Origin of the sequence: Lederbergia graminis (assembly GCF_042655485.1) — a bacterium.
GTDB lineage: Bacteria > Bacillota > Bacilli > Bacillales > Bacillaceae_C > Lederbergia > Lederbergia graminis.
The window spans coordinates 1-18,822 of sequence record NZ_JBHSMC010000027.1 but is presented as its reverse complement, the minus strand read 5'-3'; the positions used below and the strand labels follow the sequence as shown (position 1 = coordinate 18,822).

General features: G+C 38.0%; 17 protein-coding genes. 12 read left to right on the top strand and 5 right to left on the bottom strand.

Going from position 1 to position 18,822, the window contains the following annotated elements; translation table 11 throughout:
- Positions 1–12 precede the first annotated feature (12 nt).
- From ACFPM4_RS17105 to fabZ, 3 genes are all read left to right on the top strand, one after another.
- On the top strand, positions 13–825 hold the full coding sequence (locus ACFPM4_RS17105) for a flagellar hook-basal body protein (protein WP_382354468.1): 813 nt from the start codon (positions 13–15) through the stop codon (positions 823–825).
- Positions 826–919: 94 nt separating this feature from the next.
- Complete coding sequence (locus ACFPM4_RS17100) at positions 920–1,210, top strand: DNA-directed RNA polymerase subunit beta (RefSeq protein ID WP_144920707.1); 291 nt, start codon at positions 920–922, stop codon at positions 1,208–1,210.
- A gap of 78 nt (positions 1,211–1,288) precedes the next feature.
- Positions 1,289–1,711 carry a 3-hydroxyacyl-ACP dehydratase FabZ gene (gene fabZ, locus ACFPM4_RS17095; RefSeq protein ID WP_144920705.1) on the top strand — a complete coding sequence of 141 codons (423 nt, stop codon included), beginning with the start codon at positions 1,289–1,291 and terminating at the stop codon, positions 1,709–1,711.
- A gap of 64 nt (positions 1,712–1,775) precedes the next feature.
- On the opposite strand, the gene ACFPM4_RS17090 is transcribed toward fabZ, so the two are convergent.
- Together ACFPM4_RS17090 and ACFPM4_RS17085 are read right to left on the bottom strand one after the other, a co-directional pair.
- A complete protein-coding gene (locus ACFPM4_RS17090; RefSeq protein ID WP_382354463.1) occupies positions 1,776–2,723 on the bottom strand; it encodes a homoserine kinase in 948 nt (315 codons plus the stop codon).
- A gap of 24 nt (positions 2,724–2,747) precedes the next feature.
- On the bottom strand, positions 2,748–3,962 hold the full coding sequence (locus ACFPM4_RS17085) for a helix-turn-helix domain-containing protein (RefSeq protein WP_382354460.1): 1,215 nt from the start codon (positions 3,960–3,962) through the stop codon (positions 2,748–2,750).
- A gap of 163 nt (positions 3,963–4,125) precedes the next feature.
- Here ACFPM4_RS17085 and ACFPM4_RS17080 point away from each other — a divergent pair, with 163 nt between their 5' ends.
- Both ACFPM4_RS17080 and ACFPM4_RS17075 read left to right on the top strand, forming a co-directional pair.
- Positions 4,126–5,427: an MFS transporter gene (locus tag ACFPM4_RS17080; protein ID WP_382354457.1), complete on the top strand. Its 1,302-nt coding sequence runs from the start codon at positions 4,126–4,128 to the stop codon at positions 5,425–5,427.
- A gap of 196 nt (positions 5,428–5,623) precedes the next feature.
- Positions 5,624–5,956 (top strand): hypothetical protein, encoded by a 333-nt coding sequence (locus ACFPM4_RS17075; protein WP_144920699.1) that lies wholly within the window; start codon positions 5,624–5,626, stop codon positions 5,954–5,956.
- Between the two features lie 27 nt (positions 5,957–5,983).
- Here the strand turns inward: ACFPM4_RS17075 and ACFPM4_RS17070 are convergent, their stop codons facing one another.
- Complete coding sequence (locus ACFPM4_RS17070) at positions 5,984–6,409, bottom strand: YwpF-like family protein (protein ID WP_382354453.1); 426 nt, start codon at positions 6,407–6,409, stop codon at positions 5,984–5,986.
- Positions 6,410–7,214: 805 nt separating this feature from the next.
- Here ACFPM4_RS17070 and ACFPM4_RS17065 point away from each other — a divergent pair.
- Together ACFPM4_RS17065 and ACFPM4_RS17060 are read left to right on the top strand one after the other, a co-directional pair.
- Positions 7,215–7,634, top strand: coding sequence for a single-stranded DNA-binding protein (locus ACFPM4_RS17065; protein WP_144920693.1), 420 nt, complete (start codon positions 7,215–7,217; stop codon positions 7,632–7,634).
- A gap of 30 nt (positions 7,635–7,664) precedes the next feature.
- Positions 7,665–7,838 carry a hypothetical protein gene (locus tag ACFPM4_RS17060; protein ID WP_382354450.1) on the top strand — a complete coding sequence of 58 codons (174 nt, stop codon included), beginning with the start codon at positions 7,665–7,667 and terminating at the stop codon, positions 7,836–7,838.
- 101 nt (positions 7,839–7,939) lie between these two features.
- On the opposite strand, the gene ACFPM4_RS17055 is transcribed toward ACFPM4_RS17060, so the two are convergent.
- The gene (locus ACFPM4_RS17055; RefSeq protein ID WP_382354447.1) at positions 7,940–10,759 is read right to left on the bottom strand and encodes a DEAD/DEAH box helicase; all 2,820 of its coding nucleotides are present in this window, start codon (positions 10,757–10,759) and stop codon (positions 7,940–7,942) included.
- The gene (locus tag ACFPM4_RS17050; protein WP_382354444.1) at positions 10,743–12,335 is read right to left on the bottom strand and encodes an SWIM zinc finger family protein; all 1,593 of its coding nucleotides are present in this window, start codon (positions 12,333–12,335) and stop codon (positions 10,743–10,745) included. Before ACFPM4_RS17050 ends, ACFPM4_RS17055 begins: the two co-directional genes overlap by 17 nt.
- 237 nt (positions 12,336–12,572) lie before the next feature.
- Here ACFPM4_RS17050 and ACFPM4_RS17045 point away from each other — a divergent pair, with 237 nt between their 5' ends.
- From ACFPM4_RS17045 to nagB, 5 genes are all read left to right on the top strand, one after another.
- Positions 12,573–14,096, top strand: coding sequence for a spore germination protein (locus ACFPM4_RS17045; RefSeq protein WP_382354441.1), 1,524 nt, complete (start codon positions 12,573–12,575; stop codon positions 14,094–14,096).
- An 8-nt stretch (positions 14,097–14,104) separates the two neighbouring features.
- A complete protein-coding gene (locus ACFPM4_RS17040) occupies positions 14,105–15,220 on the top strand; it encodes a GerAB/ArcD/ProY family transporter (protein WP_382354438.1) in 1,116 nt (371 codons plus the stop codon).
- A complete protein-coding gene (locus ACFPM4_RS17035; RefSeq protein WP_382354435.1) occupies positions 15,217–16,347 on the top strand; it encodes a Ger(x)C family spore germination protein in 1,131 nt (376 codons plus the stop codon). The genes ACFPM4_RS17040 and ACFPM4_RS17035 overlap by 4 nt, the downstream gene beginning before the upstream one ends.
- Before the next feature lie 88 nt (positions 16,348–16,435).
- Entirely contained in the window at positions 16,436–17,572 is a 1,137-nt protein-coding gene (nagA, locus tag ACFPM4_RS17030; RefSeq protein ID WP_382354432.1) for an N-acetylglucosamine-6-phosphate deacetylase, read from the top strand.
- A gap of 13 nt (positions 17,573–17,585) precedes the next feature.
- Entirely contained in the window at positions 17,586–18,293 is a 708-nt protein-coding gene (gene nagB, locus ACFPM4_RS17025; RefSeq protein ID WP_382354429.1) for a glucosamine-6-phosphate deaminase, read from the top strand.
- The last annotated feature ends 529 nt before the right edge of the window (positions 18,294–18,822 follow it).

Below are 18,822 nucleotides of genomic sequence, written 5' to 3'. Positions count from 1 at the left end.
TAGGTGCGATAAGTGAATCGTTCAATGATTACCGCAACAAATACAATCTCACAATTGCAAAAGCAATTTGATATTTTAAGTAATAATATAGCCAATGCGCAAACAACTGGTTTTAAAAAGCGAGATGTTACTTTCGCTGATTTAATCGTCCAAGAAGTGAATAATCAACCGTCACGTGAAAGTGAAATCGGTCGTCTTTCCCCACATGGGATACGCCAAGGAACTGGTGCAAGAATCGCCAAATCTATGCTTGTATTAAATCAAGGTTCGATTCAAAATACTGGACGAGCACTGGATATTGCTTTTACAACGGAAAATCAATTTCTGAAAGTACAAGTGGATAATGAACTTCGCTTTACGCGTAATGGAGCACTGTATGTGACACCAACAGAAGGTGAGCAGCTCATGCTTGTTACACAAGATGGGAATCCAGTTCTCGATATAAATGAAAATCCAATTGTTTTTTCTAATCAATATAATGATTTTACGATTTTACAAGATGGAACATTTATTGCACATCAAGAAAACGGAGAACCATTTGAAACAACGTTTGGCGTCATTGCAGTGAATAAACCACAGTTTTTAGAGCAAAAAGGGGATTCTTTATTAGGACTGCCAGACAATATTGCAGTGAATCCGGCTCAAATTTATACAAACTTAGAAGCTGAAAATATTCAAATCCAACAACGTGCATTAGAAAATTCAAATGTTGACTTAAGTAAAGAAATGACGGACATGATAACAGTACAACGCTCTTTACAATTCCAATCACGTGCCATTACAATATCAGACCAAATGATGGGACTAGTAAACGGAATACGTTAAAAAAATCATGGGTCGCTTACTTACATAAGAACATGAAGTAAGCTTCATCATCCTGTTAAGATGTACAGGTAACAGGATAAAAGGAGTTAATCACATGATGGCAAAAGATATCAGCCAAGTAGAAGTTCGAACAAGAGAACAAATGAAAAAGCAACGATCAGCAGAAAAGGTGCAACATAAATCCACTGCGAAAAAGAACAAACGGGTTCGTGTACGCTTAATCCCTATCTGGTTACGAATCGTGCTACTTCTCATCTTTCTTGCTGCTAGCCTTGCCGCTGGTTTGATGGTAGGATACGGAGTAATTGGCGATGGAAATCCAACAGACGCCTTGAAAAAAGAAACATGGACACATATTATTGATTTAGTCATAAAAGAAAAATGAGACGTTCTACTTTAGTTAGAACGTCCTTTTTATAAAATGGAAAAGTTCTAATCTCAAATACATATAGGGGGACATACTATGTTAGATATTCAGCAAATTAAAGAAATTATTCCACATCGTTATCCTTTCTTGTTAGTAGATCGAATTGTGGAAATCGAAGATGAAAAGCGAGCAGTAGGTATTAAAAATGTCTCTGCTAATGAGGAATTCTTCAATGGCCACTTTCCTGATTATCCAGTAATGCCAGGAGTGTTAATCGTAGAAGCACTAGCTCAAGTAGGGGCTGTTGCGATGTTGAAGAAGGAAGAAAATCGCGGCAAGCTAGCATTTTTCGCTGGCATCGATAATTGCCGTTTTAAACGTCAAGTAAAACCAGGTGACCAACTGCGGCTTGAAGTAGAAATTATCCGTATTAAAGGTCCTATTGGAAAAGGAAAAGGCATTGCAACCGTTGATGGAGAAGTTGCATGTGAAACGGAAATTACATTTGCTATAAAATAAAAAAATCGCCTAGATGAAACGATCTAGGCGATTTTATATTTCCTTGTTTAGTTAAAATGCAACCTCATCCAATTAACTCGTCATAAAAATTCCCTCTGCCCACTTCTTCCAGGTAGTCAATTTTTCTTTTTTCATAAAAATCAGTTGCTTCTCCTCTTTCAAAGAACCATATACTGTCTATATAGATACTTAATTTATATACATCAAATAAATGTTCCTTTTCAACTTGACTTAAATGGCGGTGCTTCATGTATTCTTGTATAACATTCTTTGCTTCTTTAAAGTTAATACTTCCGCTTTTATCTCGCTGCCAAGCAAAAGACTCCATTAAACCGACTAAATCAAATAAGAGGTACGTATAATTGGCATCGTCAAAATCTAACAAGGAACTAAATTGATTATTGTTAAAAAGTATATTTGAAAAATGAAAATCGGCATGACAAATTCCTTTTGGTAAAGTTTCAGGTAATCTTAATTCCTGTATGCCATTTTTAAGCCAATGTAATTTCTTCTTTGAATTTAAAGTGTTGAGCCGAGCTGACGCCTTTTGGGCCTCTTCTATGCAGAAAGCAACATCATAATTTAAACGACTATTAATATATTTTGATTGATAATCTTTAGTAATACGATGTAACTCCGCAACCTTTTGTATTAGTTGTTTCTTTTGAATCTCATTCGGATTTTGAACATGAGATCCCTCCATGTACTCAAATATCACAAATGGTTTTGTGTTATACATATCTACATATTCACCATTTATATTATGGATTGGATTAGGACATGGATAATGGTTTTTCTTTAAGTATCTTAATAACTCAGTTTCAAACAAGACGCTCTTCAACAGACGGTTTTCATAATATCGAAAGACATACTGTCCACTCGTTGTTTGAAGCTTATAATTTGTTTGAACGGTTCCTTCTGCGATAGGTGTCGAGTCTAAATATTGGCCAATATGATATTTAGTCAATATTTGTTTTAGGTTTTCTTTTGTAAATTCCGTTTTTACTGCCAAGATAACCGCCTCTTTTAGCAATTTTCACCCATTATAACATTCCTCATATGTTTCGAATATAAAATCCTGCATTGGGGTGCGCGGGAGTGGTTTAATATTGTCGACAGCAATTTTTGCTAAGTGAACAGCCTTCTCGATATTTCCAAGCCGTTTATGACAGAGTGCTTTATACGAATCCATGACATACAAAAAGGACAGATCATATGGATGATGGATATGAAGTGGAACAATCACCTTATCTAGGGAATGTAGTGCCTCTTCCAATTTACCTAGCCCATATAGTGCTTTTCCTTTTTCAACATAATAAAAAGGAAGGTGGATGTTTTCTTTATTCATGATTGCTAAATTTTGATCTATAATATTTAATGCTTTTATGTATTCTTGATCGTAATTGAAGAAATAAGCAGTTGTAAATCCATGAAATAACGTTGCTTCTATATCCTCTGCAAACTCTCCAAATTGGAGTAGCTTTTTCGCATAATATTCTGCTTGTTGTTTATCAAAACTCATCATTCCATGTCCTACAGCAAGTCGATACAACGCATCTGTACGATAAAACATTCGTTGCTCTTTAGAGAAATCAATCGCTCTTTGCATCACTTCAATCGCATTATCGGTATTTCCAATTGCAAAATAAAAAACAGCTTCATTATAATCAAAATCGAGTCTTGTAATGGCAGGAAGAAATGCATACTTCGTCTCTATTTTCTTACGCTCCATTAAAAGGATTTCTAGAGCTCGTTCATAATCATGCTCCACAAATTTTACAGTCGCACGGAAAATCCCGATGTTCGCTTGTTTCTCGACTAAATTCATTTCATCGTACATTTTTTCCGCACGTACTGAATATGATTGCCAGTCAGGTTTCTTTTCGTAGTAAAGGCTTCTACTATACAGATCTAGTAGCCGCGCTGCTTCATAACCATAACTTAGCTTGTCTACATATGGTTTCACGAGAGCGATGAGGTCTGCATCCAAATCCTCGCTTTCCGCGTAGTAGAGCTTTTCTGCTTGCTCCAGAACTTGGCGCAATTCTTGTACATTTACTTCTTCTAAAAGCTCCGAAACTTCCACATCGAGTTGCTTTGCAATATAATTTAAGCTTTCCATTGAAGGATTTGCTTTATTGTTTTCAATTAAACTGAGCATCCCTTTTGTTAACTCTTTACCAGCAAGTGCTTCCAGTGTTAACTTTTTTTGCTTCCTTAATGTGCGAATTCTTTCACCTAAAGTAGCCATGAAAAACCTCCTATCAATCAGTTTAATTATATTAAACAAAGCAAAGAAAAGGAAGGGGGGATAAAAAAAGTTTAATTTAATTAAACTTTCTCTTGTAATATCATTATCTCCATGATACAATTTGTTTAATCAAATTAAACTTTACATGGAACGGAGTGTTCTTATGAATACAACATTAAAGTTAAAAAAAGCCACCTATCATTTGTGGACGTTCACGATAAGCAAGATTATTTCTTCTTTTGGAGCACAGGTGTATGCATTTGCGATTAGCTTTTATATATTACAAACAACTGGTTCTGCCACTAGTTTTGCGATGAACTTAATTTGTAGTATTTTGCCACGGACAATTGTCGCTCCATTTGCAGGATATGTTGCAGATAATTTTTCTCGAAAAAAAATCGTCATACTAGCACAGATTGCTACAACTTTGGCGATTAGTGGTTTATTAATTGTGAGTATCACGTCAGGCCTTTCATTAGTTGCTATTTACATTACGACATGTATTTTAGCAGTGACTTCGACTTTCTCTGGTGTAACATTTAGCTCATCCATTACAGGACTTGTCGATGAAGCGAGGATTCAAAAAGCGATGTCGTTGAATCAAATCTCGATTTCATTTGCTGCGATCGCAAGTCCTGCAGTTGGTGGACTATTGTATGGCTATGTTTCCATGCCGGTATTCTTAATGTGCTACATTGTTGCTTCCTCAATCGCGATTATTTTAGAGTCAACGATGGACTTTAAACTGTATGCGAACAGAAAAGAAGTAAGTGAAGAAACAGAAAAGGAATCGGTATTTCAAAGCATTAAAATGGGGATACAATATTTAAAAACACAAGATGTACTGATGGCGATTATTTGGATTTCTCTCTTTATTAACTTTTTATTTGGAGCTTTCCAAGTTGGTTATTCCTACATCCTTATTGATCAAATGAAAATGGCGTCACAACATTTCGGTTTTACAGAAGGTGCATTTGCAGTCGGAATGTTATTAATGTCTATCTATTTCTCGATTAGAAAAGAAGTGCGGTTTCCATTATTAGTATCAAAACGAGGAATACTAGCAATGGCAGTAGTAATGGCGGCCATTTCGATTCCATTAATGGTATCCATGAATTACTGGGTGATTTTTTCTTATTATGTTGCACTTATGTTTACGTTTGGAAGCTTGATTATTATTGTGAATACGCCAATTCAAGTAATGATGCAAAAGAAAATTGATGATGATTATAAAGGCAGGGTGTTTTCGATTATAGAAACGATGTCAATGGCACTTATGCCTTTAGGAATGGTGATTTATGGATTCCTTTATGATCTGTTACCAGCACAATGGATCTTAATATCATCAGCAATCCTTTTAATTATGGTTGTGCTTCTGTTAGCAAGACCGGCAGTGATGAGAAAAGCGCATCCTGAATTAACAAAAAATCCGTCATTATCGAAGCCAGAAACGATGACTTCATAAAAAAAATGTTTGGTTGTCCTATATACGGATATAGTAAGGGTACAGAGAATGAAAAAATTCTCAGTACCCTTTTTAAAATTTCCTGAAGGATTTTTGATTTAATGGGAAAGATATAATCAGGCCAAAACAGATAGTCAGAATCCACATGGAGGCATGGCAATTTTACAGGCCACAAATTTGAAAGGAGCAAAACTACATGGACTCTAAATTTTTCAAGATAATTGGTTCTGCAGCTTTGGCATCTGCTTTATTAGTCGGGTGTGCAAATAACGATGATGATGACCTAAACCCACCACCACCTGCTGATGATAACATTATCGATGAGGACAATGATGGCCTAGATAATGGATTTGATAACGATAATGATGGAATTGACAATGATTTAGACAGAGGTATGGATGGATTGGATAATGATAATAACGATGGAGAAACAGGTAATGATAGCACAGGTAATGGAAACAACGGCAATGGTGATGGTGTAGATTTAGACATTACCGACGATAACAATGATGATGATGAAAACAAATAAAGCAGGGGATTTTCTCCCTGCTTTTTCTTATTGTCTTGAAAGTACTTGTCTTGACTGCATGCGTTGTTTAAATTCTGCGAGCAACTGCTCACCACTATAGCCTTCTTTAATTAAATCATCTAACAGCATTTCGGAATAATCATTTCTTTTTTTGCTTAGGCGACCTTGAAATAATACGCTAATATGGTCTTTCAATTGTTGGATGGAGCTGATGGTAACGGTAAAAGGAGCGGGATCGTTATCCGCATGTGTAATAATGACTCGAATATCAAATGTCTCTTTGCTAGCAAGTCTTGTTTGGAAGATGTCATTATATTTCTTCGGAATATATGCTTCAATAATCCACGTACCGTCTTCACTTTCCTTGTTAATAATTAGTCCGTCTTCCAGTTCAATATCTTGAGCCTTCTTGTTTTCTAACAATTGCAACGCAACAATTTTAAACGTCTTCAAGCAGTTCGCCTCCATACATGATAACTTGTTTTCATTATAACAGTTTTTTTAGAAAAGCACTGTTAAACTCTGTTGTTGATTTTCGCTCCTGTCACGGCCTCAGCTAACTTGGCAAAGAAAACCGCTTTGCCAAGTGGATCTTCGGCTCGTGCTGTTGAGGTCACTGAAAAACCCTGATATTAAAGGAAAGTGTCCTAAAGAGGGATTAAAAAGGACGACTTAACATAGTACCCGCCCTAATAAAATGGATACAGTGAGATGGGATAAATCCTTACAAATATGAAGTTGCAACTATCTATAAACATCCTTCATTAAGAATTCTGTTGATTGAAGTGGAAGGCGGCGCAGACTCCTGCGAGACTAGCGGGACAGGTGAGACCCCGCAGGAGCATTTGCGACGAGGAGGCTCACCGCACGCCCCGCGGAAAGCGAAGCCGCCTGGAACGGAAATCAACAGCTCTGTTTTACCATATCGCTAAATTCAAGGGACTTTTTCAGTGGCCTCGTGCTGTTCCCGCAGGAGTCTCGTGTACATCCGCTACAATCAACTAAGTTATTAGCAACAATGAACTTTAACAGAGCCTTTAGAAAAAATAGAGTGAAGGTAAGTCAGTCGGTGTTAAAAAGGAAATTTGTCTAATATTGAATTTTCATGAGAGAAAATTAGTCAAATTTATAATTTTCATTAGGGGAAAATTTAAATTTTCGACATGTTTATGTAGTGAAACTTTAAATTTGTTGATTTTACAGTTTATAAAACCTGTTATAAGATAATGTTACTTTGAAGGAAAGGAGAGGAAAAGAAGTGATTAACCAAGTGACATTAGTTGGCAGGCTGACAAAAGATCCAACTGTTCGTTACACCGTAGAAGGTAGACCAGTGTTAAACATCACGCTTGCGCTAAATCGTCATTATAAAAATGCGAATGGGGATTTCGAAGCTGATTTCGTGCTTTGTACCCTTTGGAATAAGACAGCTGAAAACACAGGGAAGTATTGTAAGAAAGGCTCCCTGATTGGACTAATGGGTCGAATTCAAACACGATATTATGATGACGCGAATGGAAAAAGAGTGTATGTCACAGAAGTTGTCGCCGACTCGGTAAAATTTATGGATCCAAGACCAGCATCAAATACGAACACTACTCGACCTACACAAACGAGTAACGAACCCCCTTCAAAAGAAGAGCCTACAAAGAATTTAGAAGAGTTATTACCGTTTTAACAATTCAATAATTAAATGGGAGGTGTACCTTTGCATAATGATTCGCTTGAAGCACTAATTAGTGACTTAATTTTTAAAATAGGGAAGACGAATCAGAAAGTCCATCAACTGGCAGATCGAATTCATCAATTAGAAACACAACTTCAACAACAAAAGTTCCTCTATATAGATACACATAAGCCACCACTTAAAAAATCAATCTAATTTCACTTCATTGTTTCCTCGTTTTATTTCCCCAATAGAAAGGGCTGTCCAAAGGATGGTTCATTCTCACACATCGTTTAGACAGCCCTAATTTTTTCAGACTATGTTAAAGCGAGTAAATGGCGTAATTCATCATTAGATAATTCTGTCACCCACTGATCACTGCGAATAATTTCCTCATTTAGCGCTTGTTTTTTCTCCAGCATTAAATCAATCTTTTCTTCTAATGTACCTGTCGTAATAAATTTATGAACATGTACGAAGCGGTTCTGGCCAATTCGGTAAGCACGATCTGTTGCTTGATTCTCCACTGCTGGATTCCACCAACGATCATAATGAATTACATGGTTGGCAGCTGTTAAATTTAGCCCGGTTCCCCCAGCTTTTAGTGAAAGAAGGAAAAATGGAAACTCCCCATTTTGGAATCTTGCAACAAAGTCATCACGCTGAGCTTTCGGCATACTTCCATTTAAGAATGGGACCGTTATGTTGTAACGCTCTTCTAAAATCTGCACGATCATTCTTCCCATACCTAAGTATTGCGTGAAAATAATACAAGCTTCCTCATTTTCGATAATGGAGTCAGCAAGCTCCACTAATGTTGCTAGTTTATTGGAGCGGGCAACCAGGTTATCTGGTGCTTCTTCTTTTAAGAATAAAGCTGGATGATTACATAACTGTTTTAATCGATTGAGCATTTGTAAAATCAAGCCTTTTCTAGCAAACATCGAGAGTGTTTCAATTTTGCTAAAAGTATCTTGAACTAAATCCTCGTATAGTGCAGCCTGTTCAGCTGTTAAGGCACAGTATTCTTTTTGTTCCAGCTTATCTGGAAGATTTAATTCAACTTCAGGATCTTTCTTCGTCCTTCTTAATAAGAAAGGTTTAATTAATTGCTGTAATTCACGAATCTTTGCTTCGGAATTATCCTTTTCAATCGGAGCAATATAATTCCTTTGAAATTGCCCAAATGTCCCTAAGTAACCATGGTTAATGAAGTCAAATATCGCCCATAGTTCTGCTAATCTGTTTTCCATCGGTGTTCCAGTTAGGGCAATATGATGTTCTCCTTTTAACTTGCGGATGGCCCGCGATTGCTTTGTTTCGGCATTTTTAATATTTTGTGCCTCATCCAGTGCAATGGTGCTCCACTCAATGGTTGAAAACTCATCGAAATCTAGATGAGAGAGTCCGTAGCTTGTTAATACAACATCTGCGTCTTTAATACTTGCTTCGAAGCTTTCTTCCTTTGCTCTATTTGTCCCGTAATGAAGTACTACATTAAGGCTTGGCGCAAATCGTTCCAATTCCCGTTGCCAGTTACCAAGTACGGAAGTAGGACAAATGATGAGTGCTGGTTTATCACTTAATTTCTCATTTTTCACATGCAATAAATAGGCGATTAGTTGAATCGTTTTTCCAAGTCCCATATCATCCGCTAGACAAGCTCCAAAGCCAAATTGTCTTAAAAAGACGAGCCAGTTTAAGCCTAATTGCTGATAATGGCGAAGCTGACCGTCTAAATTATGTGGAATATCTATCACTGGTATTTCAGAAACAGTATTTAGTTGGCGCAGCATCTTCTTTAATGATTGGTTTAGTTCTATTTTTATTTGTGCAAACGCACGTGGATCAAATTCATCCACTGAAAGTGCTTGATCTTCATCCTCCGCACCTAATGTGAAAATGTCTCGCATCCGCAAGCCCTCTTCTTTTGCGTGCTGCATTAAGCTTTGAATGTGAGCAATCATCTTTGGATCGAGCTTTACCCACTGCCCCCGCACTTTGACGAGCCTGCGTTGCTGGTTCAGTAAGTCCTGGAACTCCTCTTCTGTAAGCTCGGCACCATTCATGGAGAGGCGCCAATCAAAGTTGAGCATCGCATCAAGGCCGACGAAAGAAGGGCGGTAGTTCGTACCTGTTTGTTTTACGCGTGCCTTCACCGTCATATTGGCTGCACGCATTGCTTCCCACCAGGAAGGTAAGAGAATTTCGATTCCGAGGGTGAGGAGTTTTTCACTCGCATCTGTGAGAAATTCCCACGCAGAAACTTCATCGAGTTCTTGTACTAAGCCATCAGGACCTGTGAGCCATGGGAATAGCATTTGCCAACGAGCTTCTTCCTTTTCCACCACTTCCACATATGGTTCATACCGTTTCAGTAGTTTCTTTCGATTGGAAAAAGGATAGATTTTATCCGGGTTTTTCTTATCTCGCAATATCGTTTCAATGATCCACGGTTGATCATCTTCCTCTGGTTCGGAAAGGCGAATACCCATCGAAAATGGCAGATTTTCTTCTTTCATCCCAATCCATTCTTGCCAACGTTCTTCATCGAAATATGCTTCCAGCTCATCCGCAGTTAATGTACTCTCCTTTAATTCCTCTAACCTTTCCGACAGTTGTTTTTTATCCAAATGCCGCTGTAAGTAAGTATTTAACGCATGATGATAAAAGCTAGTAGCAAACTTTCTTAATGTCGTGTCATGGAAAGGTTGCTCCCAGAATTCAGGGGGGAACTCTTCCCATATGACATCGGGTACTTTCCACATAACTACATGTTCCTCTTCATCTTGGAAACTCGGAAGGAAATGACCTTCCTGAATCGTTTCTAACATAATAGAAGAGACGGCAAGCAATGTATCGGTTAGTTCACTCCACTGCCAATCAATAAGGGAGCTAAAATGCTCATGACCAAGCAGAGTAAGAGTACCGTAACTGTCTAGTTCGATCCCCATATGGCCTTGGAAAGATGAGATTTCAATGAAGGAACCGTAAAAGCTCTCTTCATGCCATAGGAAAAGCTGTTGCATATATGCAGTTGGATGAATAGATTCTTGCTCCTCATTCAAGCCATAAATGAAAAAGGAATTTTCTTTATGGGGAATGACATGCAGTTCAATCTTATGAAGATTCATCATGGATTAACTTTCCTTTCTGGCATTCTTCTTGAAATGCACGCAATCGCTTCGTTCTCTTTATTAACGTGGAGATATAAAGCTCCCATTGCGGCATTTTCTTCGTTTTTTTATACAACTTTTGCAGTCTTTTTAAATAGCGGACCGCTTTTTTATAAGAATCACGAGTTCGCTGGTTAATTAGCTTCATAATTGTATCGTGATAGAGCGGTTCTAGTGCTGCTGGGTCTTCTTTTGTAATTAAATCGATGGTGTAGCGATCCATGTATTCTAAGGAATTATCGACATACACTTGTAACTCTACCCACTTACGATAATCTTGTTTCTGCAGTAAATAATTATGATAATGATAACGACTATGAGGGAGGAGTTGCCTATATATTTTTTCTAATAAATTCTCATCCATACTCAATAACGTACTTTGATCAAGTGCTTGGAATAAAGCACGGGTAAACTGTGATTGTTCATATAAATGGTGTAATGATGCCACATAATTCGTTATTTGACTCATGAACACCGGCATATATAAGGATAATCGCGATTTTACGCGTTCACTTTGCAATAGTTTTAACCAGCCAATAATATAAATAGCAACTTCTGCCCCAAGTTCTTGTATTTTTGCAATTGCTTCTTCATCTTTTTCTAACAGAATGGCGATATGAATCTCGGCAACTTGCATGCGATGATTTTTATCTGCTAATGCCGCGAGTCTTTTCCATTCATGTTCTCGATCACGTTTATTTTTGAACAGAGATGTCCATAAAATCATATAAAAATCCATATATTCTTGTGTAAAATACGTTTCTTCTTTTAAAAAGTTCGCACTGTATTCTCGTAAATAATGAAGATACTCATCAAATGCGAATGGTGCAGCAGTAGTAGCCAAATGAGTTAGTGCCTCATCTGCTTCCTCTAACATATACTCTCCGAATATATCCAAATGATCGCGAACTTTAGCATCATCGGCAAATGAGTTAATCGTTCGTAGTGATTCACATGCAGCGAAAAGTTGAAAGAGCGGCTTCCATTCACGCTCTACTGGCGCATAATTAAAAAGCCGTCGGTAACTACTTCGAGCCCAATCATTCAGTGCGTAATGAAAATTTCCAGAAGGAGCGGAATATGAATCACGTATTAGTTGAATCCAACGAGCAGGACCAGCCTTTTCGTCTGCAGCTTCCTTTTTCTTCAGCAAATCAGAGCCACGTTGTAACGTAGACAAAACATCGGCTACTTGCCAACGTTTCTTCCAATCTTGGACCCAAGAATAAACGCTTTGTATTCTACTGATGACAGTGAAGAATAAGGCCATTTGATGGCGGCAAATTCCTTGCTCTGGACAAGAACAATGACTATCAGTAGGGTGTTCGAAAAACAGCTCGACATGGACAGGAGTTACGTCCTGTACTCTTGCTGATACTTTTCCATTGGCAAATTTAATGGAAGAAACAAGCTGTTGGCGATACAAAATAAGCCCCTTTTGAACGAGCTTTTGTTGCGCCTCATTATTTGGGTCTAATATATTCTGAAGTTCGTCACTATACGATTTTATAAATTGAAGCAATTGTTGATTATACATACTCAACCTCCAAAACCTTATTATACCGTGATTTGCGATTGATTGAAACAAGGAGCAATGTAATGAAGATATTTTCTGGAGATTTCAATGCTAGTTATAAAATTTCAAATTGCTTTGCACTCCAAGAATATAAATTTATCCAAAGCTCCTCATAATTTCAAACAATTTCCACATACTAAGGGTTACTAGTTTAAAGTCTGTTAGTACCTTACGTTTTTCTGTATGAAGGAGGTTCTTATGCGTAAACGAGGACTTTTCAAAAAACAAAGTGATCAGGAGAAGAAAGAATCCATTTTTCCGATATCGATAAAAGTATTAGAGGAAAAGATTCGCAAGGAATTACCTGGAAAGCAGGATTTATTTATACAAGAACATGAACAAAACGGTAAAAAACTACTTTTATTCGGTGTTCCCTATTTAATTGAAAAAGTAGATTTAAATGATTATTTATTAGAACCATTATTGGAAAAAAAGATAAATTGGACAAATGAGGAAATCTTAAATGAAATTCCACTTAGTACTGGTGTAAAGGTCACCAGCTTTGAAGAGATAATCGATAAGCTTTTAGTGGGCGGCGTTTTTATTTATGTAGAACATGAGGAAGAGATTATTTGTTATATCTTATTAAATAAGGAAAAACGCGGACTTGATAAGGCGGAAACAGAATCACTCGTACTTGGTCCGAAAATTGCTTTTACCGAATCGATTTCTACTAACATGAATATTATCCGCTTTAGGGTTCGCTCTAAAGATTTGGTGATGGAAGAATTAAAGGTAGGTGAATCCATTCCTACGGATCTTCGTCTTGTATATATGAAATCGATTGCGAATGAAGATGACGTTAATACAATGCGACAAAGAATTGAAGACTTAGATGTCGATAAGATAGAAGATGCGATTGTCTTAAAACAGTACTTAGAGGATTCGGAATTAAATGTATTTCCACAGTTTGAAATTACCGAATTACCCGATCGATTAACGTATGCGATAACCCATGGAAAAGTAGGAGTATTAATTGAAAATAGCCCATCAGCGATTATAGCACCGGCAACTTTCTTTAGTTTTTTAGAATCAACGGAAGATCGCTACATGAGATGGCAATCCGGAACGTTTTTTCGTTTCCTCCGCTTCATTTCTATCTTTTTTGCGATTACCGTTACACCTGCGTATGTAGCAGTTGTTACGTACCAATATGGACTTATCCCTATGCAACTACTAATATCTATAGGTCAGTCGCGAGCTCAAGTGCCTTTTCCACCATTGCTGGAGGCATTTTTATTGGAATTTATGATTGAGCTACTGAGAGAAGCTGGTGCACGACTGCCTACAAAGGTTGGACAGACAATGGGTATCGTTGGTGGTATCGTTATTGGCCAAGCGGCAGTTGAAGCAGGTCTAACAAGTAACATTCTCATTATTGTAGTCGCAATGAGCGCACTTGCTTCGTTTACATCACCAAGTTATTTATTGGGGAGTTCTGTACGGATTATCCGTTTTCCGTTGATGCTTTTAGCAGGTGCTCTAGGAGTCTTTGGGATTATGTTTGGAATCTGCTTTATTATCATTCATGCGATCCGATTAACATCACTCGGACGTCCGTATTTATCACCACTGTATCCATTACAATTAAAAGACTTTAATAATGTATTTTTCCGTTCGCCACCAAGATATGACAGTAATCGTATGAAATCCTTTTTGTTAAAGGATCAGAGACGGTTTTCGAAGGAAGAAGCAGCTAAGAAGCAAGATATTGATGAATAGGTGATTCAATGCAAATTAACATGGAAGTAAAACCGAATCTACGCTTTCGTGCATTTTATTTAATTTTTATTATATATAGTGCACAGACTGGAGTCGGTGTCATGGGGCTCCCTCGTTATATTTTCAAGGAAGCACATCGCGATTCCTGGATTTCAATCTTAATTGCTTATGTTTTTATGATTATCCTTCTTTATGTAATGTTCCTCATACTAAAGCAATATGAGAGTGCAGATATATTCGGAATTCAGGTCGACGTATTCGGTCGATTTTTTGGAACTATTTTAGGATCTTTTTATATTGTTTATTCCATCGCAGGTGTAGCATCTGTTCTATTAACGTATATTGAAGTACTAAAAGTGTTTCTCCATCCTGTGTTACCTGCTTTTGTCGCTGCCTTCTTTTTCCTTATCCTAATCGGATATACGGTTTTAGGAGGAATCCGGATTGTAGTAGGTGTTACGTTCATCTTCATATTATTAATGCAATGGGTTTACATTTTCATGTATGACCCCATATCAAAAATGGACTTGTACCACTTTCTACCGATGTTTCAGACTTCCATTCCTGATTTACTAAGAGGTGCTAAGGCAACGAGCTTCTCTTTATCGGGATTAGAGTTGTTACTCATTATTTATCCTTTTATTGAAAATAAAGAAAAAGCGAAACTTCCAGCGTTTATCGGGCTTACGTACACAATATTTGTTATTCTTACTACTACAGTCATGGCGATTGGCTATTTTAGTCCACAAGATATTGAAGAGGTCGATTGGAGTGTGTTATCCCTGTTTAAAAGTCTTTCCTATAGTTTTTTGGAACGACTAGATTATATTGTTGTTGGGATGTGGATTTTCATTGTTATTCCCAACATGTGCCTGCATTTATGGGCCGCAACTTATGGGATTAAACGATTATTTAAAGTAAGGCAGAAAACTGCGCTATATGGGGTTATGTGTTTAATATATGTGCTTGTCTTTTTCGTTAATACGAATATAAAAATTAACTTTTTAACAGATACAGTTGCAAAAGTTAGCATATGGTTAGTATTTGTATATCCATTTATTCTATTGCCACTTGTGTTATTAAAGAAAAAATGGCGAAAAGCTAAAGGGAGTGCTCCAGAATGAGGTATATAAAATGGCTAAACATTGCGCTTGTTTGCCTTCTGCTAGCAAGTTGTATCCCATCTCATGATATTGAAAGATTAGGAGTAATTAATTCTCGTGGGGTCGATTTAGGGGAAGAGAATATTTATGAAACAACATTAGCGATTTATCAATTCGAAGGAGAGTCAAAAGATACAGCGAAAATAGTGGCAGGTAAAGGTAAGTCTATTAAAGGTGCATTAAAAGACGCGAACAATGAAACGAATTTCATGTTAGCGCCGGGAAAAATTCAACTAGAATTATATGGAAGAAAAGCAGCGGAATATGGAATTTTACCGTTCATCGAAACATTATACCGTGATGCCAACCTACCAAATACAAGTTATTTAGCAGTTAGTGATGGTGATGCGAAGGATATTATTCGAATACAAGAAAAAGATATTTCCATGAATATTGGGAAATTCCTGCATGGACTAATTGAAGAAAACTCCACTCCAAATCGGTTTCCGCGTGTCATGTTGCCTAATTTCATTCGTGATTTTTACGATATAGGGGTAGATCCCATACTTCCTTTGTTTAAGCTTAATAAGGATGTTCCGAAACTTTCAGCGATTGCCGTTATGCAGGATGATAAGATGGTAGGAGAAATATCGATTGACAATGCGATATTACTAAATATGATTAGAAAATCAGTGAGAGCGAAATGGCTAGAAGTATCCTTGCCGATGGAGCCATTTGAAAAGTTTTTAGAGAAAGATACGATTGTACAGCAAAGAAGAGATACACTTCATACGGCATATAATATCCTTCGTGGTAAAAGCAACACGAAGTACGTGGGAGCTATGAAATTTGAAACGGAAGTCCAGTTAGACTTGGAACTTGTCGAGATATCCGAAAAAGTAATTATCAGTCCAGAAGTAGAGAAAATAATCGAAAAAGAAGTAGCAAAAGAACTGAAAAAGAAATATGAAAAACTTTTAAGCGATCTAAAGGAATTGAATGCCGATCCCTTTGGTTACGGTGTTATTTATCGCATTAATCAAAAAGATGGTCACTTAAAAAACAAAGAATGGCGCGAAAAGTTTCCTAATATTGAAGTTGATTACAAACTAAATGTTCGATTAGTTCGTCATGGAACAATTGATTAGGTGCTGTGGAACTGTATTAATTTTGTTTGTTTTGTGTTTTATGTAGAATTATAATAAAAAGTGATGCACTAAATTGGGGTGGTATATGATGAAGGAGCAAGTAATCATTAATGCAACGATTTATCCAGGAGGAACAAATGAACCTATTGAAAATGGTTTTCTTCGCTTCGGAGAAACGATAACGGAAATAGGAGAAATGAGTGCGTTCACCGGGCAGATGAATGAATTAGTAACGGACGCATCTGGAGCAATTATAATCCCAGGGATGATTGATATCCATATTCATGGCGGATATGGTGTCGACACGATGGACGCTGACCCAGAAAAGTTGCGTTTCCTCAGTGAAAATCTGCTCAAAGAAGGGGTTACTTCTTTTTTTGCAACGACCATCACCCAAAATCATGACAACATTACGAAGGCATTAGAAGCTGTTCGCATTGCCAAGCAACAAGGTATTTCGATTGAAGGCGTACATTTAGAAGGTCCTTTTATTAATGTAAAACGAGCTGGAGCACAACCACCTGAGTACATAACCGATCCAGATTTGGAGCTTTTTTTACAGTGGCATGAAGCTTCTGGTGAGTTAATAAAATTGGTAACATATGCTCCTGAATTAAAGGGAGCTGCAGAGTTTGAAAAATTGATGTTGGAGCGGGGAATTGTCCCATCTGTAGGACATTCGGATGCGGTGAGAGAAGAACTCATCCCAAGCAAAGCATCACATGCAACCCATTTATATAACGGCATGCGTGGTCTTCATCATCGCGAAGCTGGAGTTGCTGGGCATGCACTATTAACACCTAGTGTACAAGTGGAGATAATCGCGGATGGTATTCATATTACACCAGATATGATCATGCTTGCATATCGTTTAAAAGGGGCAGAGGGTATTTGCGTTATTTCGGATGCAATGCGCGCAAAAGGAATGCCCGATGGCGAAACAGAGCTTGGTGGCCAGAAAGTATGGGTAGAGAATGGAGAGGCCCGTCTTGAAAATGGCTCCCTTGCAGGTAGTGTATTAAAAATGGATGACGCCTTCCGCAATATTATCAAATTCACAGGTTGTACCATTCAAGAAGCAGTGCAAATGACATCAAGCAACCAAGCACGCGAATTCGGACTTACCCAGAAAGGTTCTTTATTAGCAGGCAAAGATGCCGATTTTGTTTGGATGAATGAACAACTTCAAGTGCAAAAAACCTATCGACGAGGCGTCGAGTATTAACGGGAGGATTTTTATGAATACAATCATAGTGAAAAACAAGGAAGAAGCAGCAGAGAAAGCATTTGAAATCGTGAACGCCCGCCTAGAAGCAGGAGAAATTTCCACATTCGGATTTGCAACCGGAAGCACTCCAGAAGGTTTATATGCCAAAATGCGTGAAGCAAAACCGGATGTATCCAATATCGTAACAGTCAATCTCGATGAATATGTTGGTCTTGCAGCAGACGATCCGCAAAGCTATAACTACTTCATGGAGCAAAAACTATTTAACGTGTTGAATTTTAAAGAAACAAACTTACCGAATGGAATAGCGAGTGATCTAGATGCAGAATGCGAACGCTATGAAAAGGTGCTAGAGGCAAACCCAGTTGACCTTCAAATCCTAGGAATTGGAACAAACGGTCACATTGGCTTCAACGAACCTGGAACGTCTTTCGACTCTAAAACACACGTCGTTGAACTAACACCAGCTACCATCGAAGCAAACAAACGCTTCTTCGAAAAAGCAGAAGACGTACCAACACACGCCATTTCCATGGGGATCTCCTCCATCATGGCAGCAAAAGAAATCCTACTACTCGCATTCGGCGAAGCAAAAGCAGACGCAGTCCGGGACATGATCCAAGGCCCAATCACCGAAGCCTGCCCAGCCTCCGTCCTCCAAAACCATCCAAACGTCACCATCATCGTGGACGAGGAAGCAGCAAGCAAATTGAAATAATATATGTGGGAAAACACCGTTGGGGAAGGAGCCTGGCGGTGTTTTTTGGTGTCCTATTAAGTGCATATGTAGGAGAATTCAATAGAAAGGGGTGACGGCTTGTAATGAAGGGATGATGGCTTGTAAATGTGAGTTGCGGCTAGTAACTGTGGGGTGATGGCTAGTAAATATGAGTTGCGGCTAGTAACTGTGGGGTGATGGCTAGTAAATATGAGTTGCGGCTAGTAACTGGAGAATGATGGCCAGTAACCGGAGCACGATGGCCAGTAAAGGGGATGACGGCCAGTAATGGAGGCATGGTGGCTAGTAAATAAGAGGTGATGGCTAGTAAATGAAGCAGGACCGCCAGTAAAACAGTGAGGATGGCCAGTAAAGCAGAAGACGGCCAGTAATGGAGGCATGATGGCTAGTAAATATGAGGTGACTATAAATGCTAACTTAATAATGTACATAAATGATTGGATAAGAATGTACAGTTTTGATCAGTACATGCATACTTGATTTGAGGTGGGAAGAATGCATGTACAAC